Below are 17,462 nucleotides of genomic sequence, written 5' to 3'. Positions count from 1 at the left end.
GTAGGGTGTAGCAAAAGACAACGTTGACCCTATGCGAACGATCGCCGAGATTAATGACAAAATTAGCCAGCAACGTGCCGTTGTGTGGACGGTGGAAGAGCTGAAAGCACGGGTGGCTGAGATTGGCGTGACGCAAGCGGCAAAAACGGTGGACGTGATTACCACTGGTACGTTTGAACCGATGGAATCGTCTGGAGCAATCATCAATCTGGGTCACACCGATCCGCCAATCAATATTCGTCAATGCTGGCTCGATGGTGTGCCTGCCTATGCCGGGTTTGGCGCGGTTGATCTTTACTTGGGTGCGACGCAAACTGGAGAAGCTGCCGATGGCGAAGAAATGCGCGAGAAGGGCGGTGGGTATGTCATTGAGGACTTAGTTGCGGGAAAATCTGTTCAACTACGGGCGCTGGGGCAAGTCACCGATTGCTACCCGCGCAGCTCGTTTGAAACCACCATTACGCGCGATACCATCAACCAGTTTTACTTGTTCAACCCACGTAATCTTTATCAGAACTTTATTGTTGGAGTGAATGGGGGCGATCGCCCCCTCTTTACTTATCTTGGTCCACTCCAGCCCCGCTTAGGCAACGCCGTTTACTCTAACCCTGGTGCGATCGCTCCTTTATTGAACGATCCAGACCTACAGCTCGTGGGGATTGGCACCCGCATTTTTCTAGGTGGCGGCATCGGGTATGTCGCGTGGGAGGGCACCCAGCATTTCCCATTGCAAAGACGATTGCCCAACCGCACACCGATCGGTCCTGCGGCAACTCTGGCGCTGATCGGTGATGCAAAGCAGATGGATGCTCGGTGGGTACGCGGCTGCTACTTCAAAAGCTATGGTCCGTCGCTGATGCTGGGAGTCGGTGTGCCCTTCCCAGTTTTGCATGAAGAGGCGATCGCACGGTGTACGGTTCAGGATCAAGACTTGGTCGCGCCAGTCGTTGACTTCTCTATTCCTCGTCGGGTGCGTCCAACCTTTGGGCTGGTCAGCTACGCCCAACTAAAGTCAGGACGGATTGCGATCGACGGCAAAAGCGTCAGGGTTGCTCCACTTGCCAGCCTCTTTCTTTCGCGTCAAGTGGCGATCGAGCTGAAGCAGTGGATTGAAGCAGGCACGTTTACCTTAACCGAGTTTGTCGCACCCATTCCTGCTGATCAAGTGTTTCGCCCTCAAGATGCTTGGGGATCGCAAATTTCGATTAACTGAGGTTTAGATGTCGGGATTTGAACAGTTCTGTCGCACAAATGGAGGCATGACCTGTCAACCTGCTGTCTGATGGTCATGCCTTGGGTCTAAACTTCAACGAATGCGTTAACTATCGCTTGCTTGCTCAGTCCGCTTGACGGGTTTGGGCAATGGTTCACGGCGGGGTGTGCTCGTTGGCGCAGCGCTTCTAGCACCCACAGGACGGGCTTTACGCTGGGGAGGACGACGATCGCCACCGCCACGCTTCAAGCCAGCACTTGCTGTCTTTTTCTTGGGCGGTACTAGCCCGATCGCAGTACCACTGGTGACGACTAGAGCGGCGCTACGGCGCTCAACCTGGAGATCCCAAAAGTATCCCAATGCCTTGGGGCTATTCAGAGTGCCGTCCAACCGAAGCTTGAACGCTTTATCGCGGTCAGCCGTTTTACGGGGAGCTTGCTGAATTTTGACGACAATCTGCCCCTCTTCAGCCGAGTAAAAGACTACTTCGCCTCGAATCGAGAAGTAGTTTTCATCAAAGCCTGAATCCTCAGCGGGATGAGTGGGTGACGCGTCAATAGGAGCGTCCACCGCTGAAGATGCATCTGCCTCAGCGTCCGACTGCATCATATCTTCAGCATTTTTGCTCAGCTTTTCTGGCTCCCAGACACCGACAATTTGCACATGCAAATCCTGTCTCATCTCACGAGTGCGAGGATACACAACCCACAGATGCTCTTGCGTCAGATCCAGATGGTTCCGTACCAGGCTCATCACTCGCCCAAGCAGCACCGCTTCGACTTCCGTACCCTCGTTGGTGATCATGGCACCACGCGTAAATTGCTCTTCAGAGGGCGTATACCGACCCCGCACAAGCCCGATCGCGCGGTATTGTTTTGGCTCACTCGGTGGTGGAATGGGCTGCTGCCGAATGAGCGCCTGACCAGAAGCAGCGTCAGCGGTCTCCGTGGGAAGATTGCTCTCTGCAGCTTGAGGTGGCACCACTTCGGGCTTCGGCGGCTTAGACACCACTTCTACAGGTTCGGGCACAACAGGTGGTGGCGTGGGTGGCTGAGGACGACTAATGGGACGCATCAGCGGACGCTTCGGCACTAAGGGTGCTGCTTCGACTGAAGCGATACCTTCAGTGGTGCTATCAGAAGGTCGATCAAGGGCTGCTTCTTGAGCAGGGGATGCATCCGTTGGAGTCGCATCAGAAGCAGCAGAGGGCTGTTCTGTCATAGGGGAATTATCGTCGGGCAAGGGGGGCTTGGAGGATGGGGAGAAGCGGTCAGGCGAAGGACTCATAGGCGTTAACTTGGTCTGAGCGCACGATGGCATCGGTCAGCATATTGTACTGAATGCATCGAAGCTGTGGACTAATCCGCAAGGTTTGCGCAATGTTTACAAAAAAAGAATATGAATGAACGCTGTTGTTTATAGCAGGCTTATGTTGAAAGCCTCCAGTGCGAAAGCCTCCAACGTTCAGAACTCAGTCTTAACATGGGCGATCGGCGGACAGCAAGATCAATAGCCCTATCATACCCAAACACGATCGGCTGAACACGCTCAGGCAACGATGAAAGCACCAGCAAGAGGAGCGTGTGTCCTCAGTCCTTGCAATATGTAACGATGCGAACAGAATGCTTTATGAAGTTTCAAGCTTTTCTTAAAGTTCAGTAATTACTGAACTAATTGTGTTACTCTCGAAGTGTGAGTGTAACATCCCCGCTAGACACTGACCCATTCTGATGAAGCAGGTTCCGCAGCTCGAACACCAGCAATTTGTTGAAACAGTCGGACTCTCGTTTGAGATGGTTGGGTTGCCACGCATGGCAGGGCGGATCTTAGGCTGGCTGCTGATTTCTAACCCGCCGCACCAATCACCCAGTGAACTGGCAGCCGTACTGCAAGCAAGTAAAGGATCGATTAGCACGATGACACGCCTGTTAGCGCAGCTAGGATTGATTGAACGCACCAGCCTTCCTGGTCAGCGACGAGATTACTTTCGCATTAAACCCAATGCTTGGGCAGAGCTAACCAAGCAACGCATTACGCAGATTAAGACATTTCGTGAAATTGCTGAACAGGGCTTGAAGCTGATTGACAGCGAGACTCCACATCTGCGTCAACGGTTAGAAGAGATGCATGGTGTTCATGCTTTCCTGGAACAGGAACTGCCGTTAATGATGTCACGCTGGGAGCAGCACTCTCAAGGGTTGCAAGCAACAGCAGTCAATGAGCCAGCGGCGACTCAGTTAATCATCTAGACACTCATGCGCTGCTCTCAGTCCTCAAGCTCGATCGGCTACGTTTCAACCTTCATGCACCACTTTTAACTATTTTCTCCTCCCATGCAACTCCCATTTGTTGGCAAAGTAACCAAGACAAAGCCCTGGATGATTGGGTTGGTCACAGCTGGTTTGGTTGGCATAACAGCAGTTACCATACCGCTGCTTCGTACAGCTACGCCGAAACAATCCATCAGTCAACTGACGGTACCTGTGCAGGTAAAAGACACCACGACGCGGATTATTGCCAGCGGTGAAGTGCAGGCAGTGAAAGAACTGAACCTGAACCCGAAGACGGCGGGGCGACTCGAAGCGCTCATGGTGCAACGGGGCGATCGCGTCAAGCAAGGGCAAATTGTTGCGCGGATGGAAACCAGGGAACTGCAAGCCGATCGCGCCCAGGCACAGGCAGAAATGGCGAAAGCACAGGCAAATCTATCCTTGCTGCGTGCGGGCAACCGTCCTGAAGCGATCGCGCAGGCGCAGGCAAGTGCGAATCAGGCACAGGCACAAATCGCTTCCGCGCAAACCCGGTTGAATCTGGCATTGCAGCGATCGCAGCGAAACCGTACACTCTCCGCAGAAGGTGCCATCAGCCGGGATACGCTCGATGAAGTGCTGAATGAAGAACAGAGTGCCAGAGCCAACCTTGAGCAGGCTAAAGCTGGTTACAATAACCTCGCACAGCAGCTCAACCAGCAAAAAAATGGTTCTCGCATTCAGGAAGTGGAACAGGCAGCCGCGCAAGTCGCTGGCGCACAAGCCAGCCTCGATAAGATCGATGTGCAGCTAGAAGATGCAGTCATTCGCGCCCCGTTTGACGGTGTGATTACACAGACTGGCGCAGAAGTAGGAGCCTTTGTCGCACCGACCAGCTTTGCCTCCAGCACGTCTTCGGCAACGTATGTCGCTAATCTCGCCAGCGATCTAGAAGTGAAAGCCAAAGTGCCAGAAGTGGATATTGCTCAAATTCGGCTGGGGCAAACGGTTGAAATTCGCGCTGGTGCTTACCCAGAGCAGACGTTTAAAGGCGTTGTCAAACGGATTTCTCCAAAAGCTGAAGAAGAAGATGCCACACAGAAAGGCGTTGTCACCTTTGCTGTATGGGTAGAGCTTGAGACGGGCAAAGACCTGCTGCGATCGGGCATGAAGGACATTGATCTAACCTTCTTAGGCAAGCAATTGAAGCAGGCGCTGATTGTACCCACAGTGGCGATCGTCACCGACAAAGGGCAAACAGGCGTACTCGTGCCCGATGCTCAGAACAAGCCAAAATTTCAACTGGTTACAGTCGGTTCCACGATCGGCAACGAAACCCAAATCCTGAGCGGCATTCAGGCAGGCAATCAGGTCTTCGTCGAACTGCCCGAAGGTCAGAAGTTGGAAAACATTACAAAGGGAGTGAACCAGAAATAGTTTTTGGTTGTTAGTTAATGGTTTTTGGAAGTCAGAAGTCAAGGCTAATTCAAAACTCAAAACGCCTTCCCCCTCTTCCTCTGCTTCCCTTGCTTCCCCTGCTCACTCCTTCCCCCTCTCCCCCTCACCCAATGGACTTACTCGAAAGTGGCAAAATGGCGGTCAAAACGTTGACTGCAAACAAGTTACGCAGTGCGCTGACGATGCTGGGCATTGTGATCGGCAATGCGTCGGTGATTGCGATGGTGGGTATCGGACAGGGTGCCCAAAAGTTGGCTTCCGAACAGTTTGAGTCGCTGGGTCCAAACGTCCTCTTTGTCTCGCCCGGTAACGCTGAGGGACGTGGACGCACGGCTGATATACCCAGAACGCTGGTTCTCGACGATGCTGAGGCGATCGCGGTGCAAGTACCTTCCATTAAAGAAGTCGCGCCGCAACGGCAGAGCCAGTTGACGATCGTCTACAAAAATCTCAACACCAATACGTCGGTAGTTGGCACCACACCCGAATTCCTGACTGTACGCAGTTTTGATATGGCAAAAGGGCGCTTTCTTAGCGACCAGGATCTTAAACGTGACAACCAGGTTGTTGCTGTGGGCGCAGACTTAGCCAATCGTTTCTTTGGCAATAGCGATCCGATCGGTCAGCAAATCCGCATCAAAGGCGTGAGCTTTCAGGTGATTGGTGTTTTACAGGCAAAAGGGTCATTCTTGGGCAGCAACCAGGATAATACTGCTTACGTCCCGATTACGACTCATGCTGCTCGCCTGACTGGACGCACGTCTCCCTATGGCTTGGATGTGTCTGTGATTTCGATCTCGGCGAAAAACGAAAGCAATATTCGTGCGGCTGAATTTCAAATCACTAACTTGTTACGGTTACGTCACAAAATTGTGGACGATGACGACTTTCAAGTACAAACCCAAAAAGACGTGTTAGCCATTGTTGACACGATTACGGGCGGCTTGACAGCAATGTTAGCCGCGATCGCAGGCATTTCTCTCCTCGTCGGCGGCATCGGCATTATGAACATCATGCTGGTTTCTGTCACCGAACGGACTCAGGAAATTGGCTTACGCAAGGCGATCGGTGCCTCCCAGCAAGATATTCTGATTCAGTTCATGATTGAAGCCGTCATTCTCTCTGCGGCTGGAGGATTGCTAGGCACCACGATCGGCGTTGGTGGCATTCTTGCTGTCGGTGCCGTCACTCCACTGAAGGCAAGCGTTTCACCGATTGCGATCGCCCTTGCCGTCGGTGTCTCCGGTGGCATCGGCTTATTCTTCGGCGTTGTTCCCGCCCGACAAGCCGCGAAACTTGATCCGATCGTGGCGCTGAGAAGCACGTAGAGGAAGGCTAAAGGCTGAAGGCTAAAAAGCGGAGCCAAGAGTCGGGAGCCAGAAGTCAGGAGCCAGAAGCAGACAGACTCAAAACTTTTATCCTTTATCCCTCATCCTTTATCCTTTCCTTTCCTATGCCTACCTCCACCATCATTCGTCTCGAAGACATTTATAAAATCTACGGTTCTGGTGAAACAGAAGTACAGGCGCTTGCAGGCGTAAACCTTGTGGTTGAACAGGGCGAGTATTGCGCCATTATGGGTGCGTCTGGTTCGGGCAAATCGACGATGATGAACGTGATTGGTTGTCTCGATCGCCCCACACGAGGGCGCTACTACCTGGATGGCGAAGATGTTGCCCAGTTGGACGATACAACGCTTGCCCATGTGCGCAACCGCAAGCTAGGGTTTGTGTTTCAGCAGTTTCATCTATTGCCGCAGCTATCGGCGATCGAAAACGTGATGCTGCCGATGGTGTATGCAAATGTCCCCGATCGGGAACGGCACGATCGGGCGGCTGATGCGCTGACCCGCGTGGGGTTGGCAAATCGGATGAAAAACAGACCGTTTGAACTGTCGGGTGGGCAACAGCAGCGGGTTGCCATTGCACGGGCGATCGTTAATCGTCCTGTGATGCTGCTGGCAGACGAGCCAACAGGTGCGCTAGATTCTCACACCACTGTCGAGATTCTCAATATCTTTACTGAGCTAAACGCGAGTGGAATGACCGTTGTGATGGTGACGCACGAAGCCGATGTTGCCCGTCGTACTAATCGCGTGATCTGGTTTAAGGACGGTACCGTGGTGCATCCGCATCTCGCACCCCAAGACCTTAAGCAGCTTCTAGCTGTTTGAAGACAATACCAACCGTTAAGCGTTGCCATTGGGCACGAGGGAGCAGGAATCTATAGTAGCGCTCACGCTGACCGCTAACCGCTGATAGCTGATAGCTAACCACTGACCACCCAACGCTCGCCAGAAAACTACGCACCGATCGCCTTGGTCAACGTGCGGCTGACTTTAGCGGGGCAGAGAATCGTCTCACCATCGCGGTAGCCGACAAAGCGGACATAAACCAGTTCACCTACAGCAATATCAGGTGCATCGGGCTGATGGAGTTTGGGATCGTATGCGACCTGTTCCCATGCTGTGCCAATTTGGCTGTAGCCCCAGCTCTGCATCAGATTTTCTAGCGGTACAAACATTGGTGTGATATTTTTGGCTGGTAAATCTGGCTTTACCTCAATGATTTTGTTAATGCTTGGATAATGTGTGAACAGCGTTTGTAGCTGTTTGAAGAGCGAGTGGCGCACTGTTGTCGTTAGTGATGCCTCTTGGTGCTGTAATGCCTGCCGCAGTTGTGAGCATTCTTGCGTGAGTCGATCGTTCTCTTGCTTTAGTGCCTGTTGACGCTGTACGTGTTCACTTGCTAACGCTTCTGATTGCTGCGATGCCTGTTGAACGGGAGGATGCGCTTGAGCGAGTTGTTCGCTGCGTCGCTGTAGTTCTTGCAGACGGAGGCTCTCTTGCGTTAGCTCTGCTTTTTGTTGGAATTCTTGCTGGAGACGCTCATAATCTCGCCGCAAGCGACTGCGTTCAGCCTCAAGCTTGTCGTTGCTTTTGGAGCCTAAGTCTACCAGCTTGACGATCGCCAGAATGAAGACGAACTCGATCAAAAAACCAAACCAGAACAGGTTGGTATTGTCTCCCATGATCCTGACCTCCACGCGATCGCCGCAGCTAGATTTACCATCCCCCATTTTGGCTTATGAGGCTCGTCCCAGAGCTGTTGCAAGATGGCTTTTTGTTACGCAGAAATTATCTGGAATACATATATCGACACCCACGCGTTCAAACCTAAAGCAGGCTGAGCTGAATGTCGTCAGGTTCCGGTGTTGGCTTGCGACGTGCTTTACGCGGTTTGATATCGACGTGGGCAACAAACCAGGTGCGCAAGGCTTTTGCCTGTTCCAGGTCGATCGCCTCTAGATCTAAGGCTGGCGGATAAAGGTCAGGTTCTGGTGCGGCTGCCCAACTCACTTCGGTATCAAAGCGCGTTGCTCCAAAGGGCATCAAACTTGTTGGCATCCGCGACAGGTGCGGCACAACGTTGTCCAACCCCAAAAACCGCTGGCGCTGTTGTTCTAGTTGTTGGACTCGCTGCTTGCGGGCTTGCTTGTAATTGAGAATTGGGGCAGGATAGCCTTTCATCGGCAGCGGCGAGCCGAGACATTTAGGCGGCAGATGCTTTAGTTCTGGTAGCCAGCGCTTGATGAAGATGCCATCGGGATCGCAGCGATCGACCGCTACCTGCTCTGGGTTATAAATGCGCGTCCAGGTTTTATCGACGCAATGGGTGACACCAGACTGCATTGCCCATTGATAATGGTCGATCGGGCAATCGCCATCGATCAGATGCCGCATGAAATGTAAGGCACCATAGCGCCAATCCATGCCTAACAAATTGCTCAAAAAGCTGGAGTACAGGGCGCGAACACGAAAGTTGAGTTCTTTCCAGCCGCCTGTTGACTGGAGGCATCGCGCGGCTGCATCGACTATGGGAAACCCCGTTTCACCTTCCTGCCATGCCCGATACAGGTCTTCGTCAAATGACCAGCCATCGTCATCAAAAATGCTGTAGAGCGATCGCAGTTCCAACTGTGGCAGGTAGCGAAATCGCTGAGCAAAACCACTACCCCAACGCAATCGGGCAATCAGTTGCTTACGGCTACGCTGCACTCGCAAATCGGGTGAAGACTTGATCTGCTGCGCGGTTTTGTAGCATTCCCGGATTGAAATCGCACCAAACTTAATGTGGGGACTCAGCCCTGTGGTCGCTTCGGCACTGGGATAAGAAAGCTGCCAGTAATAGCGTTCCGTTTTTTCATCTAGAAATTCTTGCAACATCTTGCGGGCGGCTTGTGTGCCAGCAGGAGGAATGAGCTTGCTGTCTGGCAAATGCCCGACATCGGTTAGCGTTGGCAACGGTTCGCTGGTAATGTCATCTGGCACACGAACATGAGCTGGGATCGGTACTATATCCGCATTCATGTCGGCGTACCACAAGTCCCGATACTGAGGATAGGGAATCAGTTCAGCGGTCGTAGCAAGGGGTTCAAACCAGCGGATTTTAAGGTCGTCTTGCGCTAAGGCGTGGTTGAGACGCGCATCTCTTACCCGACCGTAGATCCGCTCAAAGTCAATGTGGGCATAAATGCCATCTGCCTGCGTTTCACGAATGAGTTGAGGCAGTACGTTAACCGGATCGCCCGATCGCAAAAGCAATCGTCCACCCCGATCGCGCAAATCCTGATCCAGCGATCGCAAGCACTCCAGCATAAACGAAACCCGTGCCGAACCTGTTTCGGGATGGTGCAACAGAGCGCGATCGAACACAAAGACCGGAATCACCTCACCCCGCAAGGCAGCACGATACAACGGCGCATGATCCGCAATGCGTAAATCCCGACGAAACCAGACGATCGTGCGGTTCATAGCTCAAGTCAGCACAGTGGGCAATGCCCCCAGCTTAACAAAGCTTAAGACTCAAGCGCTGTTGGTTGGTTGTTAGAAAGAATCAGGAGTCAGGAGTCAGAAGCCAGTTTTTGAGAACGTTTTTAGCCTTCTTTCATCCCTCATCCCTCATCCTTTTGCCTGTTGCAGCAGCTTCTTGACAGCATCAAGCAAATCGGGCGGATGGTAGGGTTTAGTGATATAAGCATCTGCGCCTTGCTTCATGCCCCAGTAGACATCAAACTCTTCGCTCTTGCTGGTACACATGATCACAGGAATATGCTTTGTTTTAGGATCATTCTTAATCCAGCGACAGAGTTCGTAGCCGTTTTTGCGCGGCATGACAATATCCGTGACTACGACATCAGGTGACTTTACCGTGATGTGCTCGATCGCCTCTTCACCGTCAACCGCCTCAATGACGCTAAAGCCGCTTTTTCTAAATTGCTCTGAGACCATTTCCCGCACAGTGGGGCTATCGTCTACGATCAGAACTGTAGTCATAACTCCATAACGGCTTAGTTATTTAAGGCGTAATTGCGATAGTTTAACGTGTTTGCAGAACCAATAGTCGTCAGCCATTGAGACCAATGCTCCTTTAAAGCGGCGGCAGCGGCACTGCGATCGATGTCGGCGGCATCAAGAAGAGGCGCATCCTGTAGTCTTATTCATCCCAAAATGGATTGTTCCGGGCACCGAAGCATGGCGGTTCAGATGACAGCTTTTGAAGGAACATTCATTCACTCAAACGGTGTAGCAACTTTCAGTTCGACCAGTCAGAATACTCAGCTAAACAACGAATCAATACAACCAGATCAATACAGCCAGGGAATCAGGCGCTTCACTTGCCGCTGATAGTCAGCATAGTCAGGGTATTTTTGCAGTAACCAGTGCTCTTCGCGGTTCGCCTTGGCGTTGAAAAATACAAGCAAGACGATGGTGCCGATCAGGTGACTCAGGCTTACTTGATAGAGTGCCCAACTAAAGGCACCTGCAACCAGTCCGCTGTAAAGAGGATGCCGTACCAGACTGTAAACGCCCGATCGCACCAACTGTCCATCATCTTTGGGATGCGGTAACGGTGTCAGGCTGTGACCTAAATCGAGCAACCCTTTGACAATCAGCGTGAGCGCCGAAAGTCCCAGCACTGCCGCCATACCCCACAGTCCATAGCGTTCTGCTAGAGACAGGTGGAGCGAAGCGGGAGCATAGACTGGTAACGCAATAAAGCTAAGGATGGCGATCGCCTGTGCCAGCACCCAGTACTCGCCCCGCTGACCCTGCCAGCTATTCGTGCTAAAGCCCCAATCGGTGAAGAGTTTCATGGTGCGATCGAGTTTAGTAATCTAGAAATCGGATTTCTCTTCAGAGCCATACTGTTGCACATCCAAGTCGTGTTTAGGAACCCGATTTCTTTCTCATTTCCAGGCTTGTGTGGCGCGATCGAGCGTCTCAATCTCCTGCTGTGTCAAACTCCAGCCCAAAGCTCCAGCGTTTTGTCTCGCCTGTGCCGCATTTTTCGCACCTGGGATGGGAATGACATTCCCTTGAGCAATGAGCCAGTTAAGCGCAACCTGGGCGGGAGTGCGCTGATGAGAGTCACCAATTGCTTGCAGAGCGCTGATCACAGGCGCAATTTTCTCTAGCCCACTTTGGTTGAAGCGAGGATCGAGACGGCGGGCACCCTGGATCGATTGACCTTGCGATCGTGCCGACTCAGCCGTATACTTCCCGGTCAGCAAGCCCTGTGCCAGTGGACTGTACGCCAGAATGGTGATTCCCAAATCGCGGGCAGTATCGAGAATGCCGTTGCGTTCGATTTGACGAGTCAGCAACGAGTAGCGCACCTGATTGACTGCCAGCGGTACGCCTCTAGCTGCCAAAAACTTGTGTGCCTGCCGCATCTGTTCGGCTGAGTAATTGCTCACTCCTACGGTAGCGATTCTGCCTTGCTGCACCTCATCCGCCAGTGCATTCATCAACACACGTTTGCCCAGCAGAAAGTCAAACGGTTGATGCACTTGATAGAGCGCGACTTGTGACACTTGCAGTCGTTCTAAACTGGCAGTCAGGGCATCAGAAACCGATTGGGCATTGAAGCGCCAGGGCAGCGGAAAGAACTTCGTCGCAATCTGGACGGGTTTGTCCGTCTGTCGCATGAACTGCCCAAGCAGTCGTTCAGATTCGCCGAAACCGTAAACTTCAGCCGTATCAAAAAAGTCAATGCCAGTATCTAAAGTGGCATCGAATGCTTCGCGTACCTGATCAGCCCCATAATCGTTACCGTAGCTCCAGAAAAGCTTGTCTCCCCACGCCCAGGTGCCAATGCCGAGGGCGGTGACGGCGGGACCATCTTTGCCAAGCGTTACCGTTTGCACGCGATCGCTCCCTGTTCTGTAGGTCTCTAATACTTAGTGTATCGCTTGGGAAGGGAGAGGAGTGGGGAGTCGGGAGTCGGGAGTCGGGAGTCGGGAGTGTCGAGTTTGGAATCGCTTCCTCTGCTCCCTCTGCTTCCCCTTCTGCCTCCTGCCCTCTGCCTTCTGCCTCCTAACCTCTCGGTAGCATTTCAGCCTAATCTAGATAGGAAAGCTGAATGTGATTTAACGACGCTTTAGGAATTGGCTATGGCAACGAGCAAATTATCTGATTCACAGGACTTTCGATCGCCGCAAGATGTTGCGCCCAGATCTAGAATCAGTCTGCTGACGATGTTCCGGTTGGGACTCTACCAGATGGGACTGGGGATGATGTCAGTGCTGTTTTTGGGTGTGTTGAATCGGGCGATGATTGGCAACCTGGCGATCCCAGCGACGATCGCGGCAGGAGCGATCGCGGCGCATCAATTTGTAGCACCCGCACGAGTCTGGTTTGGGCAACTGTCGGACGGCAGACCGATCGCAGGCTACCATCGCACGGGCTATGTTTGGGCTGGCACGGTATTGTTTGCGATCGCCTCGTTCTTAGCTGTACAGGTGATGTGGCGCTTGGGTGCAGCCGTTCAGACAGCAGGCGGCTGGGTTTGGAATAGTGAAACGTACCTCTGGACAGCCGCATTAGCAGGCGTGTTCGCGCTGTATGGCATGGCGCTCAGTGCTGGCTCGACTCCTTTTGCCGCGTTGCTCGTTGATGTTTCAGATGAGACCAATCGCCCCAAGCTCATTGGCGTGGTCTGGTCGATGCTCATGGTAGGCATTGTCGTTGGCGCAATTTTGATTAGCGTGTTGCTCAAACGGTTGACCCTGGAGACACCGCTGGATGTGCTGCAAGCGTCGATCAACCGTGTGTTTGTGATTGTGCCCGCGATCGTCATTGGGTTAGCAGTCCTGGCAACGGCTGGCGTAGAGAAAAAATATTCGCTGTATGCGTCGCGATCGTCATTAGCCGATCGGGAAGACAAAATCACGCTGGGTAGAGCGCTACGGGTTTTAACTGCCAGTCGCCAAACCGGAATCTTCTTCACCTTTTTACTGGTGATGACCATCAGCCTCTTCATGCAGGATGCCGTCCTGGAACCTTACGGAGCCAAAGTCTTTGGCATGGAGTTCTCTAAAACTACGTTGCTGAACGCTTTTTGGGGGACTGGCACACTCATTGGCATCAGTAGCGCAGGCTTTTTAGTCGTGCCGCGTTTGGGCAAACAACAAACCGCTAGATTGGGCTGTCTTCTGGTAGCAGCTTGCGTTCTACTACTGATTGCCGCTGGCTTTACTGCCAACCAAAACGCCCTTAAAGGAGTTGTCTTCGCCTTTGGTTTAGCCTCTGGCATCACGACGACAGGCGCGTTGAGCCTGATGCTAGATCTCACCGCAGCCGAAACTGCCGGAACCTTTATCGGTGCTTGGGGCTTGGCGCAAGCAATGGCACGAGCACTATCAACCGTTGCAGGGGGAACGGTTTTGGATATTGGCACTAAGCTTTTCACGGCTCCTGTCCTGTCTTACGGACTCGTGTTTGCGGTGCAGGCTTTGGGTATGCTTGTGGCGGTAGGGCTGCTGAGCCGCGTGAATGTGGCAGAATTTCAGTCCAATGCGAAGGCAGCGATCGCAACCGTCATGGGCAACGAATTAGATTGAGGCAGTTGTTAGTTGTTGGTTGCTGGTTGTTAGATAGAGATGCCTCTAAAAACTAACCACCAAAAACCAAGAACTTATCCTATGTCTGACTTCTGGACTCAGGTGCTCGATTTTTCCCGAACCACGACTGCAAAAGTGGGCGCACAACTGCTGCAAGACTTTGGACACGTCTGGGTAGCAGAAAAACAGGCGGCAGAAAAAGCTGATGGAAGCCTTGTCACGCAATCCGATCGCTGGGCAGATGAGACGTTGAGAGGGGCGATCGCCCAAGCCTTTCCCGATCACGGCGTTCTCAGCGAAGAAGTCGAACACATTTTTCCCGCAAATGACTGGTGCTGGATTGTCGATCCGCTAGACGGCACCACCAACTTTGCCAGAGGCTTGCCGATCTGGGGCATTTCGCTAGGGTTGCTCTACAAAGGTACGCCCGTTTTCGGCTACATCGCTCTGCCGCCGTTGGGACAATCCTTTTATGGCTATTGGCGTGGCGATTCTGGATTGGAGATACCAACGGGCGCTTTTTTGAACGATCGCCCCATCCACACCAGCATCGACACTCTTACCTCAAACCATTTCTTCAACCTCTGCACCCGCAGCACTGCCCTGCTCAAGAACCCCTTTCCCTGCAAAATTCGGATGCTGGGAGCCACAACCTATAGCTTTCTGACGACTGCTGCCGGAGCCACCCTCGGCGGAGTTGAAGCAACCCCCAAAATCTGGGATATTGCCGCAACCTGGGCGATCGTGCAAGCAGCAGGCGGCGTTTGGACTCCACTGGAACTAAACCCAATCTTTCCGCTTCAGGTAGGGAAAGACTACGGCGATCGCGCCTATCCAACCCTGGTTGTCAGCCAACCTGAACTCGTGCCTACCTTTTTGTCCCTCGTGCACACGTTGCAGCACAAATAGAAAAGCTAAACGATAAAGGACGAAGGCTAAACGCTTGAGGAAAGGTAAAAACGTTAAGTATTTATATACCTAACGCACCAATTCTACCGCCCTCACCCCCAGCCCCTCTCCCAGTGGAGAGGGAAGTAAAGTTTAAGCTTGTTCCCTCTCCCGCTGGGAGAGGGCTAGGGTGAGGGGCGTTGTGTCGTGGTGAGGCAAGTATATAAATGCCAAACTTTAGCCTTTAGCCTTTAGCCTTGCACCCCCACGCTGCCGTCTTCCCGTAAAATGCTAATCGGGGAGAGCAACTAGAAAGGCTAAAGGCTGAATGATAAAGGATAAAAAACTTAGCCTTTAGCCTTTAGACTTTAGACTTTCCCCAAAATCCCCTCGCTCGTTTGGAGAATTGCTGTGGATCTGTCCCGTATACCTGCCCAACCAAAACCCGGTTTGCTAAACGTCCTGATCGAGATTCCCGCTGGGAGTAAGAATAAGTATGAGTTCGATAAGGACTTGAATGCGTTTGCCTTAGACCGTGTGCTCTACTCATCGGTGCAATATCCGTATGACTATGGCTTTGTGCCCAATACCCTGGCTGATGATGGCGATCCCCTGGATGGCATTGTGCTGATGGATCAGCCAACGTTTCCTGGCTGCGTCATTCCGGCACGTCCGATCGGTATGCTAGAAATGATTGACGGCGGCGATCGTGACGAGAAAATTTTGTGTGTTCCCGACAAAGACCCCCGCTATGCTCAAGTGAAGCGCCTTGCTGACATTGCCCCTCACCGTCTGGATGAAATTGCTGAATTCTTCAGAAGTTACAAAAATCTGGAGAAAAAGGTGACAGAGATCCTTGGTTGGAAAGATGTTGAATTTGTCTTGCCGTTGGTAGAGCAGTGTATCAAGGCAGGCAGCGGTAAAGGCTAAGAGCAGATTGAACCTGCTTTGACATAGGACAGGCTTAGGGAACAGATTCTAAGCCTGCTAGAGATACATATACTCATGGCATATTAAAGATCGTCCTGATTACTTCAAGACACCTGGTTTTAGGAAATAGGTGTGTTCTATTTACTCAAGCAAAAATGCTATTCTTTGACATTCTTGCTTGATCTGGTTCTTTTGCTAAAGAATCTCATAATGCGGTTGATTGAAATTCTGTCCGCCGTCTAGTCATCATTGCGTTTTGCTTGCTGCCAACGCTAACGATCTGGGTAGCATAAGCATAAGTGGGATCTTACAAATGTACTGAGAAAAACGGCTTATGAATCAGAACACGGTATTGAGCTGATTCAAGGCTATGAGATTAATGAAATCCATCGCCACTGCTTATGGCATTGGTTGCAGCCGCGTTAGATGAAGCAACAATGGCAGTGGTCGCGTCAGTTGATCGATCGCCCCCTGTATTCAACGCCCAGTTTAGACTTCAACCCTTCGCAATGTGTACTTCGATCGCCGTCCTTTTAGTTAGCTCCAACCCGCCTTGTTGTCATTTTAGACTTGTTAGAAGCTACTTCAGACCCAAACATGCCAAACCCTGATTCACCTGCGTCCAACCCCCAGGATCAAAGTGCAGATACCGAGTCTGTGCCTTCATCTTCAGAGTTCACGATTGAGTTCTGGGGGGTTCGAGGCAGCATTCCCGCTCCTGGGCGCAAGACAGTTCGCTATGGTGGCAACACATCCTGTGTAGAGATGCGCGTGGACGGCAAACGGCTCATCTTTGACGGTGGCACAGGGCTGCGTGTGTTGGGCAAACATTTGCTCAAGGAAATGCCTGTGGAAGCGTATATGTTCTTCAGCCATTCTCATTGGGATCATATTCAAGGGTTTCCGTTTTTTGTGCCAGCCTTTGTGAAGGGCAACTGCTTTCATATTTACGGGGCGATCGCTCCCAACGGAGCCACGATGCAGCAACGGCTGAGCGATCAGATGCTGCATCCGAATTTTCCTGTACCCATTCAGGTGATGCAGTCTGATTTGAAGTTTTACGATCTGGTGCCTGGTGAAACGATGGAATTGGGCGCGATTGCGATCGAAACCGGTCCGCTAAACCACCCCAACACGGCGATGGGCTACCGTGTGACCTGGCAAGGGCGTACGGTTGTTTACGCTACGGACACCGAACATTACCCCGATCGATTGGATGAAAATTTGTTGTATCTTGCCCGCGAAGCCGATGTCTTGATTTACGATGCCTGCTACACCGACGAGGAGTACCACGACCCCAAAACGCCCAAGGTTGGCTGGGGACACTCGACCTGGCAAGAAGCGATTAAGCTAGCAAAAGCAGCAGGCGTGAAGAAAGCCGTCATCTTCCACCATGATCCAAACCACTGCGACGACTTTTTGGATGATGTTGAAGCACAGGTGCGATCGGTGTTTCCTAACAGCGTACTGGCGAGAGAAGGCATGATCTTGCCAGTATAGAGACCGATAGTTTTCGATCACGCCCTGGCAAATGGGATCATGCTACGCAACATTAGCGCATTTCTTAGATGCCAGATGCTTTGTGCAGCTAGAGGAACAAAGACTAATACCAATTCTATAAAATCGCCTTACAGATTCGTTTTTGCTGCTGACCGCTGACCGCTGACCGCCAGCCGAAGCTTGCCTGTGTAGCCACAGTTTAGTGAAATGGTATAACTGAGTCTCAAGATCGGTTCGCTTCTGCAATGCGGCGAAGCCAGGTTTCGTCTCTGCCGCTGTGGTTTTCAACTGCTGGTTAACCTTGCGTCATAAAATTGCGT

The 17,462-nt window shown here is 52.1% G+C and carries 15 protein-coding genes; 9 read left to right on the top strand and 6 right to left on the bottom strand.

What is annotated here, in order from left to right:
- Window positions 1-31 precede the first annotated feature (31 nt).
- On the top strand, window positions 32-1,213 hold the full coding sequence (locus tag AC5JO6_RS17150) for a homocysteine biosynthesis protein (RefSeq protein ID WP_496082282.1): 1,182 nt from the start codon (window positions 32-34) through the stop codon (window positions 1,211-1,213).
- A 105-nt stretch (window positions 1,214-1,318) separates the two neighbouring features.
- On the opposite strand, the gene patR is transcribed toward AC5JO6_RS17150, so the two are convergent.
- Window positions 1,319-2,434 (bottom strand): heterocyst master regulator PatR, encoded by a 1,116-nt coding sequence (gene patR, locus AC5JO6_RS17145; protein WP_496082281.1) that lies wholly within the window; start codon window positions 2,432-2,434, stop codon window positions 1,319-1,321.
- Window positions 2,435-2,943: 509 nt separating this feature from the next.
- Here patR and AC5JO6_RS17140 point away from each other — a divergent pair.
- The 4 genes from AC5JO6_RS17140 to AC5JO6_RS17125 all read left to right on the top strand — a co-directional run bounded on the left by AC5JO6_RS17140 (window position 2,944) and on the right by AC5JO6_RS17125 (window position 7,093).
- On the top strand, window positions 2,944-3,462 hold the full coding sequence (locus AC5JO6_RS17140) for a GbsR/MarR family transcriptional regulator (protein ID WP_496082280.1): 519 nt from the start codon (window positions 2,944-2,946) through the stop codon (window positions 3,460-3,462).
- An 84-nt stretch (window positions 3,463-3,546) separates the two neighbouring features.
- Entirely contained in the window at window positions 3,547-4,899 is a 1,353-nt protein-coding gene (locus AC5JO6_RS17135; RefSeq protein WP_496082279.1) for an efflux RND transporter periplasmic adaptor subunit, read from the top strand.
- A gap of 131 nt (window positions 4,900-5,030) precedes the next feature.
- Window positions 5,031-6,248 carry an ABC transporter permease gene (locus AC5JO6_RS17130; protein ID WP_496082278.1) on the top strand — a complete coding sequence of 406 codons (1,218 nt, stop codon included), beginning with the start codon at window positions 5,031-5,033 and terminating at the stop codon, window positions 6,246-6,248.
- A 125-nt stretch (window positions 6,249-6,373) separates the two neighbouring features.
- Window positions 6,374-7,093: an ABC transporter ATP-binding protein gene (locus AC5JO6_RS17125; RefSeq protein WP_496082277.1), complete on the top strand. Its 720-nt coding sequence runs from the start codon at window positions 6,374-6,376 to the stop codon at window positions 7,091-7,093.
- A gap of 128 nt (window positions 7,094-7,221) precedes the next feature.
- Here AC5JO6_RS17125 and AC5JO6_RS17120 read toward each other — a convergent pair whose 3' ends face one another.
- The 5 genes from AC5JO6_RS17120 to AC5JO6_RS17100 all read right to left on the bottom strand — a co-directional run bounded on the left by AC5JO6_RS17120 (window position 7,222) and on the right by AC5JO6_RS17100 (window position 12,129).
- Window positions 7,222-7,998 carry an XRE family transcriptional regulator gene (locus AC5JO6_RS17120; RefSeq protein WP_496082276.1) on the bottom strand — a complete coding sequence of 259 codons (777 nt, stop codon included), beginning with the start codon at window positions 7,996-7,998 and terminating at the stop codon, window positions 7,222-7,224.
- 97 nt (window positions 7,999-8,095) lie between these two features.
- Window positions 8,096-9,733, bottom strand: coding sequence for an FAD-binding domain-containing protein (locus AC5JO6_RS17115; protein ID WP_496082275.1), 1,638 nt, complete (start codon window positions 9,731-9,733; stop codon window positions 8,096-8,098).
- A gap of 147 nt (window positions 9,734-9,880) precedes the next feature.
- A complete protein-coding gene (locus AC5JO6_RS17110) occupies window positions 9,881-10,255 on the bottom strand; it encodes a response regulator transcription factor (RefSeq protein WP_496082274.1) in 375 nt (124 codons plus the stop codon).
- A 311-nt stretch (window positions 10,256-10,566) separates the two neighbouring features.
- Window positions 10,567-11,076 carry a methyltransferase family protein gene (locus tag AC5JO6_RS17105; protein ID WP_496082273.1) on the bottom strand — a complete coding sequence of 170 codons (510 nt, stop codon included), beginning with the start codon at window positions 11,074-11,076 and terminating at the stop codon, window positions 10,567-10,569.
- Window positions 11,077-11,169: 93 nt separating this feature from the next.
- Window positions 11,170-12,129, bottom strand: a complete 960-nt coding sequence (locus tag AC5JO6_RS17100; RefSeq protein WP_496082272.1) for an aldo/keto reductase — start codon at window positions 12,127-12,129, stop codon at window positions 11,170-11,172.
- A gap of 246 nt (window positions 12,130-12,375) precedes the next feature.
- Here AC5JO6_RS17100 and AC5JO6_RS17095 point away from each other — a divergent pair, with 246 nt between their 5' ends.
- The 4 genes from AC5JO6_RS17095 (at window position 12,376) to AC5JO6_RS17080 (ending at window position 17,142) form a co-directional block, all read left to right on the top strand.
- Window positions 12,376-13,824, top strand: coding sequence for a BCD family MFS transporter (locus tag AC5JO6_RS17095; RefSeq protein ID WP_496082271.1), 1,449 nt, complete (start codon window positions 12,376-12,378; stop codon window positions 13,822-13,824).
- A gap of 81 nt (window positions 13,825-13,905) precedes the next feature.
- A complete protein-coding gene (locus AC5JO6_RS17090) occupies window positions 13,906-14,733 on the top strand; it encodes an inositol monophosphatase family protein (protein ID WP_496082270.1) in 828 nt (275 codons plus the stop codon).
- A gap of 390 nt (window positions 14,734-15,123) precedes the next feature.
- On the top strand, window positions 15,124-15,642 hold the full coding sequence (locus AC5JO6_RS17085) for an inorganic diphosphatase (RefSeq protein WP_496082269.1): 519 nt from the start codon (window positions 15,124-15,126) through the stop codon (window positions 15,640-15,642).
- Window positions 15,643-16,239: 597 nt separating this feature from the next.
- Window positions 16,240-17,142, top strand: a complete 903-nt coding sequence (locus AC5JO6_RS17080; RefSeq protein WP_496082268.1) for an MBL fold metallo-hydrolase — start codon at window positions 16,240-16,242, stop codon at window positions 17,140-17,142.
- Window positions 17,143-17,462: the final 320 nt, after the last annotated feature.

The organism is Tildeniella sp. (assembly GCF_059505325.1).
This window is presented reverse-complemented; position numbering and strand designations above follow the sequence as displayed.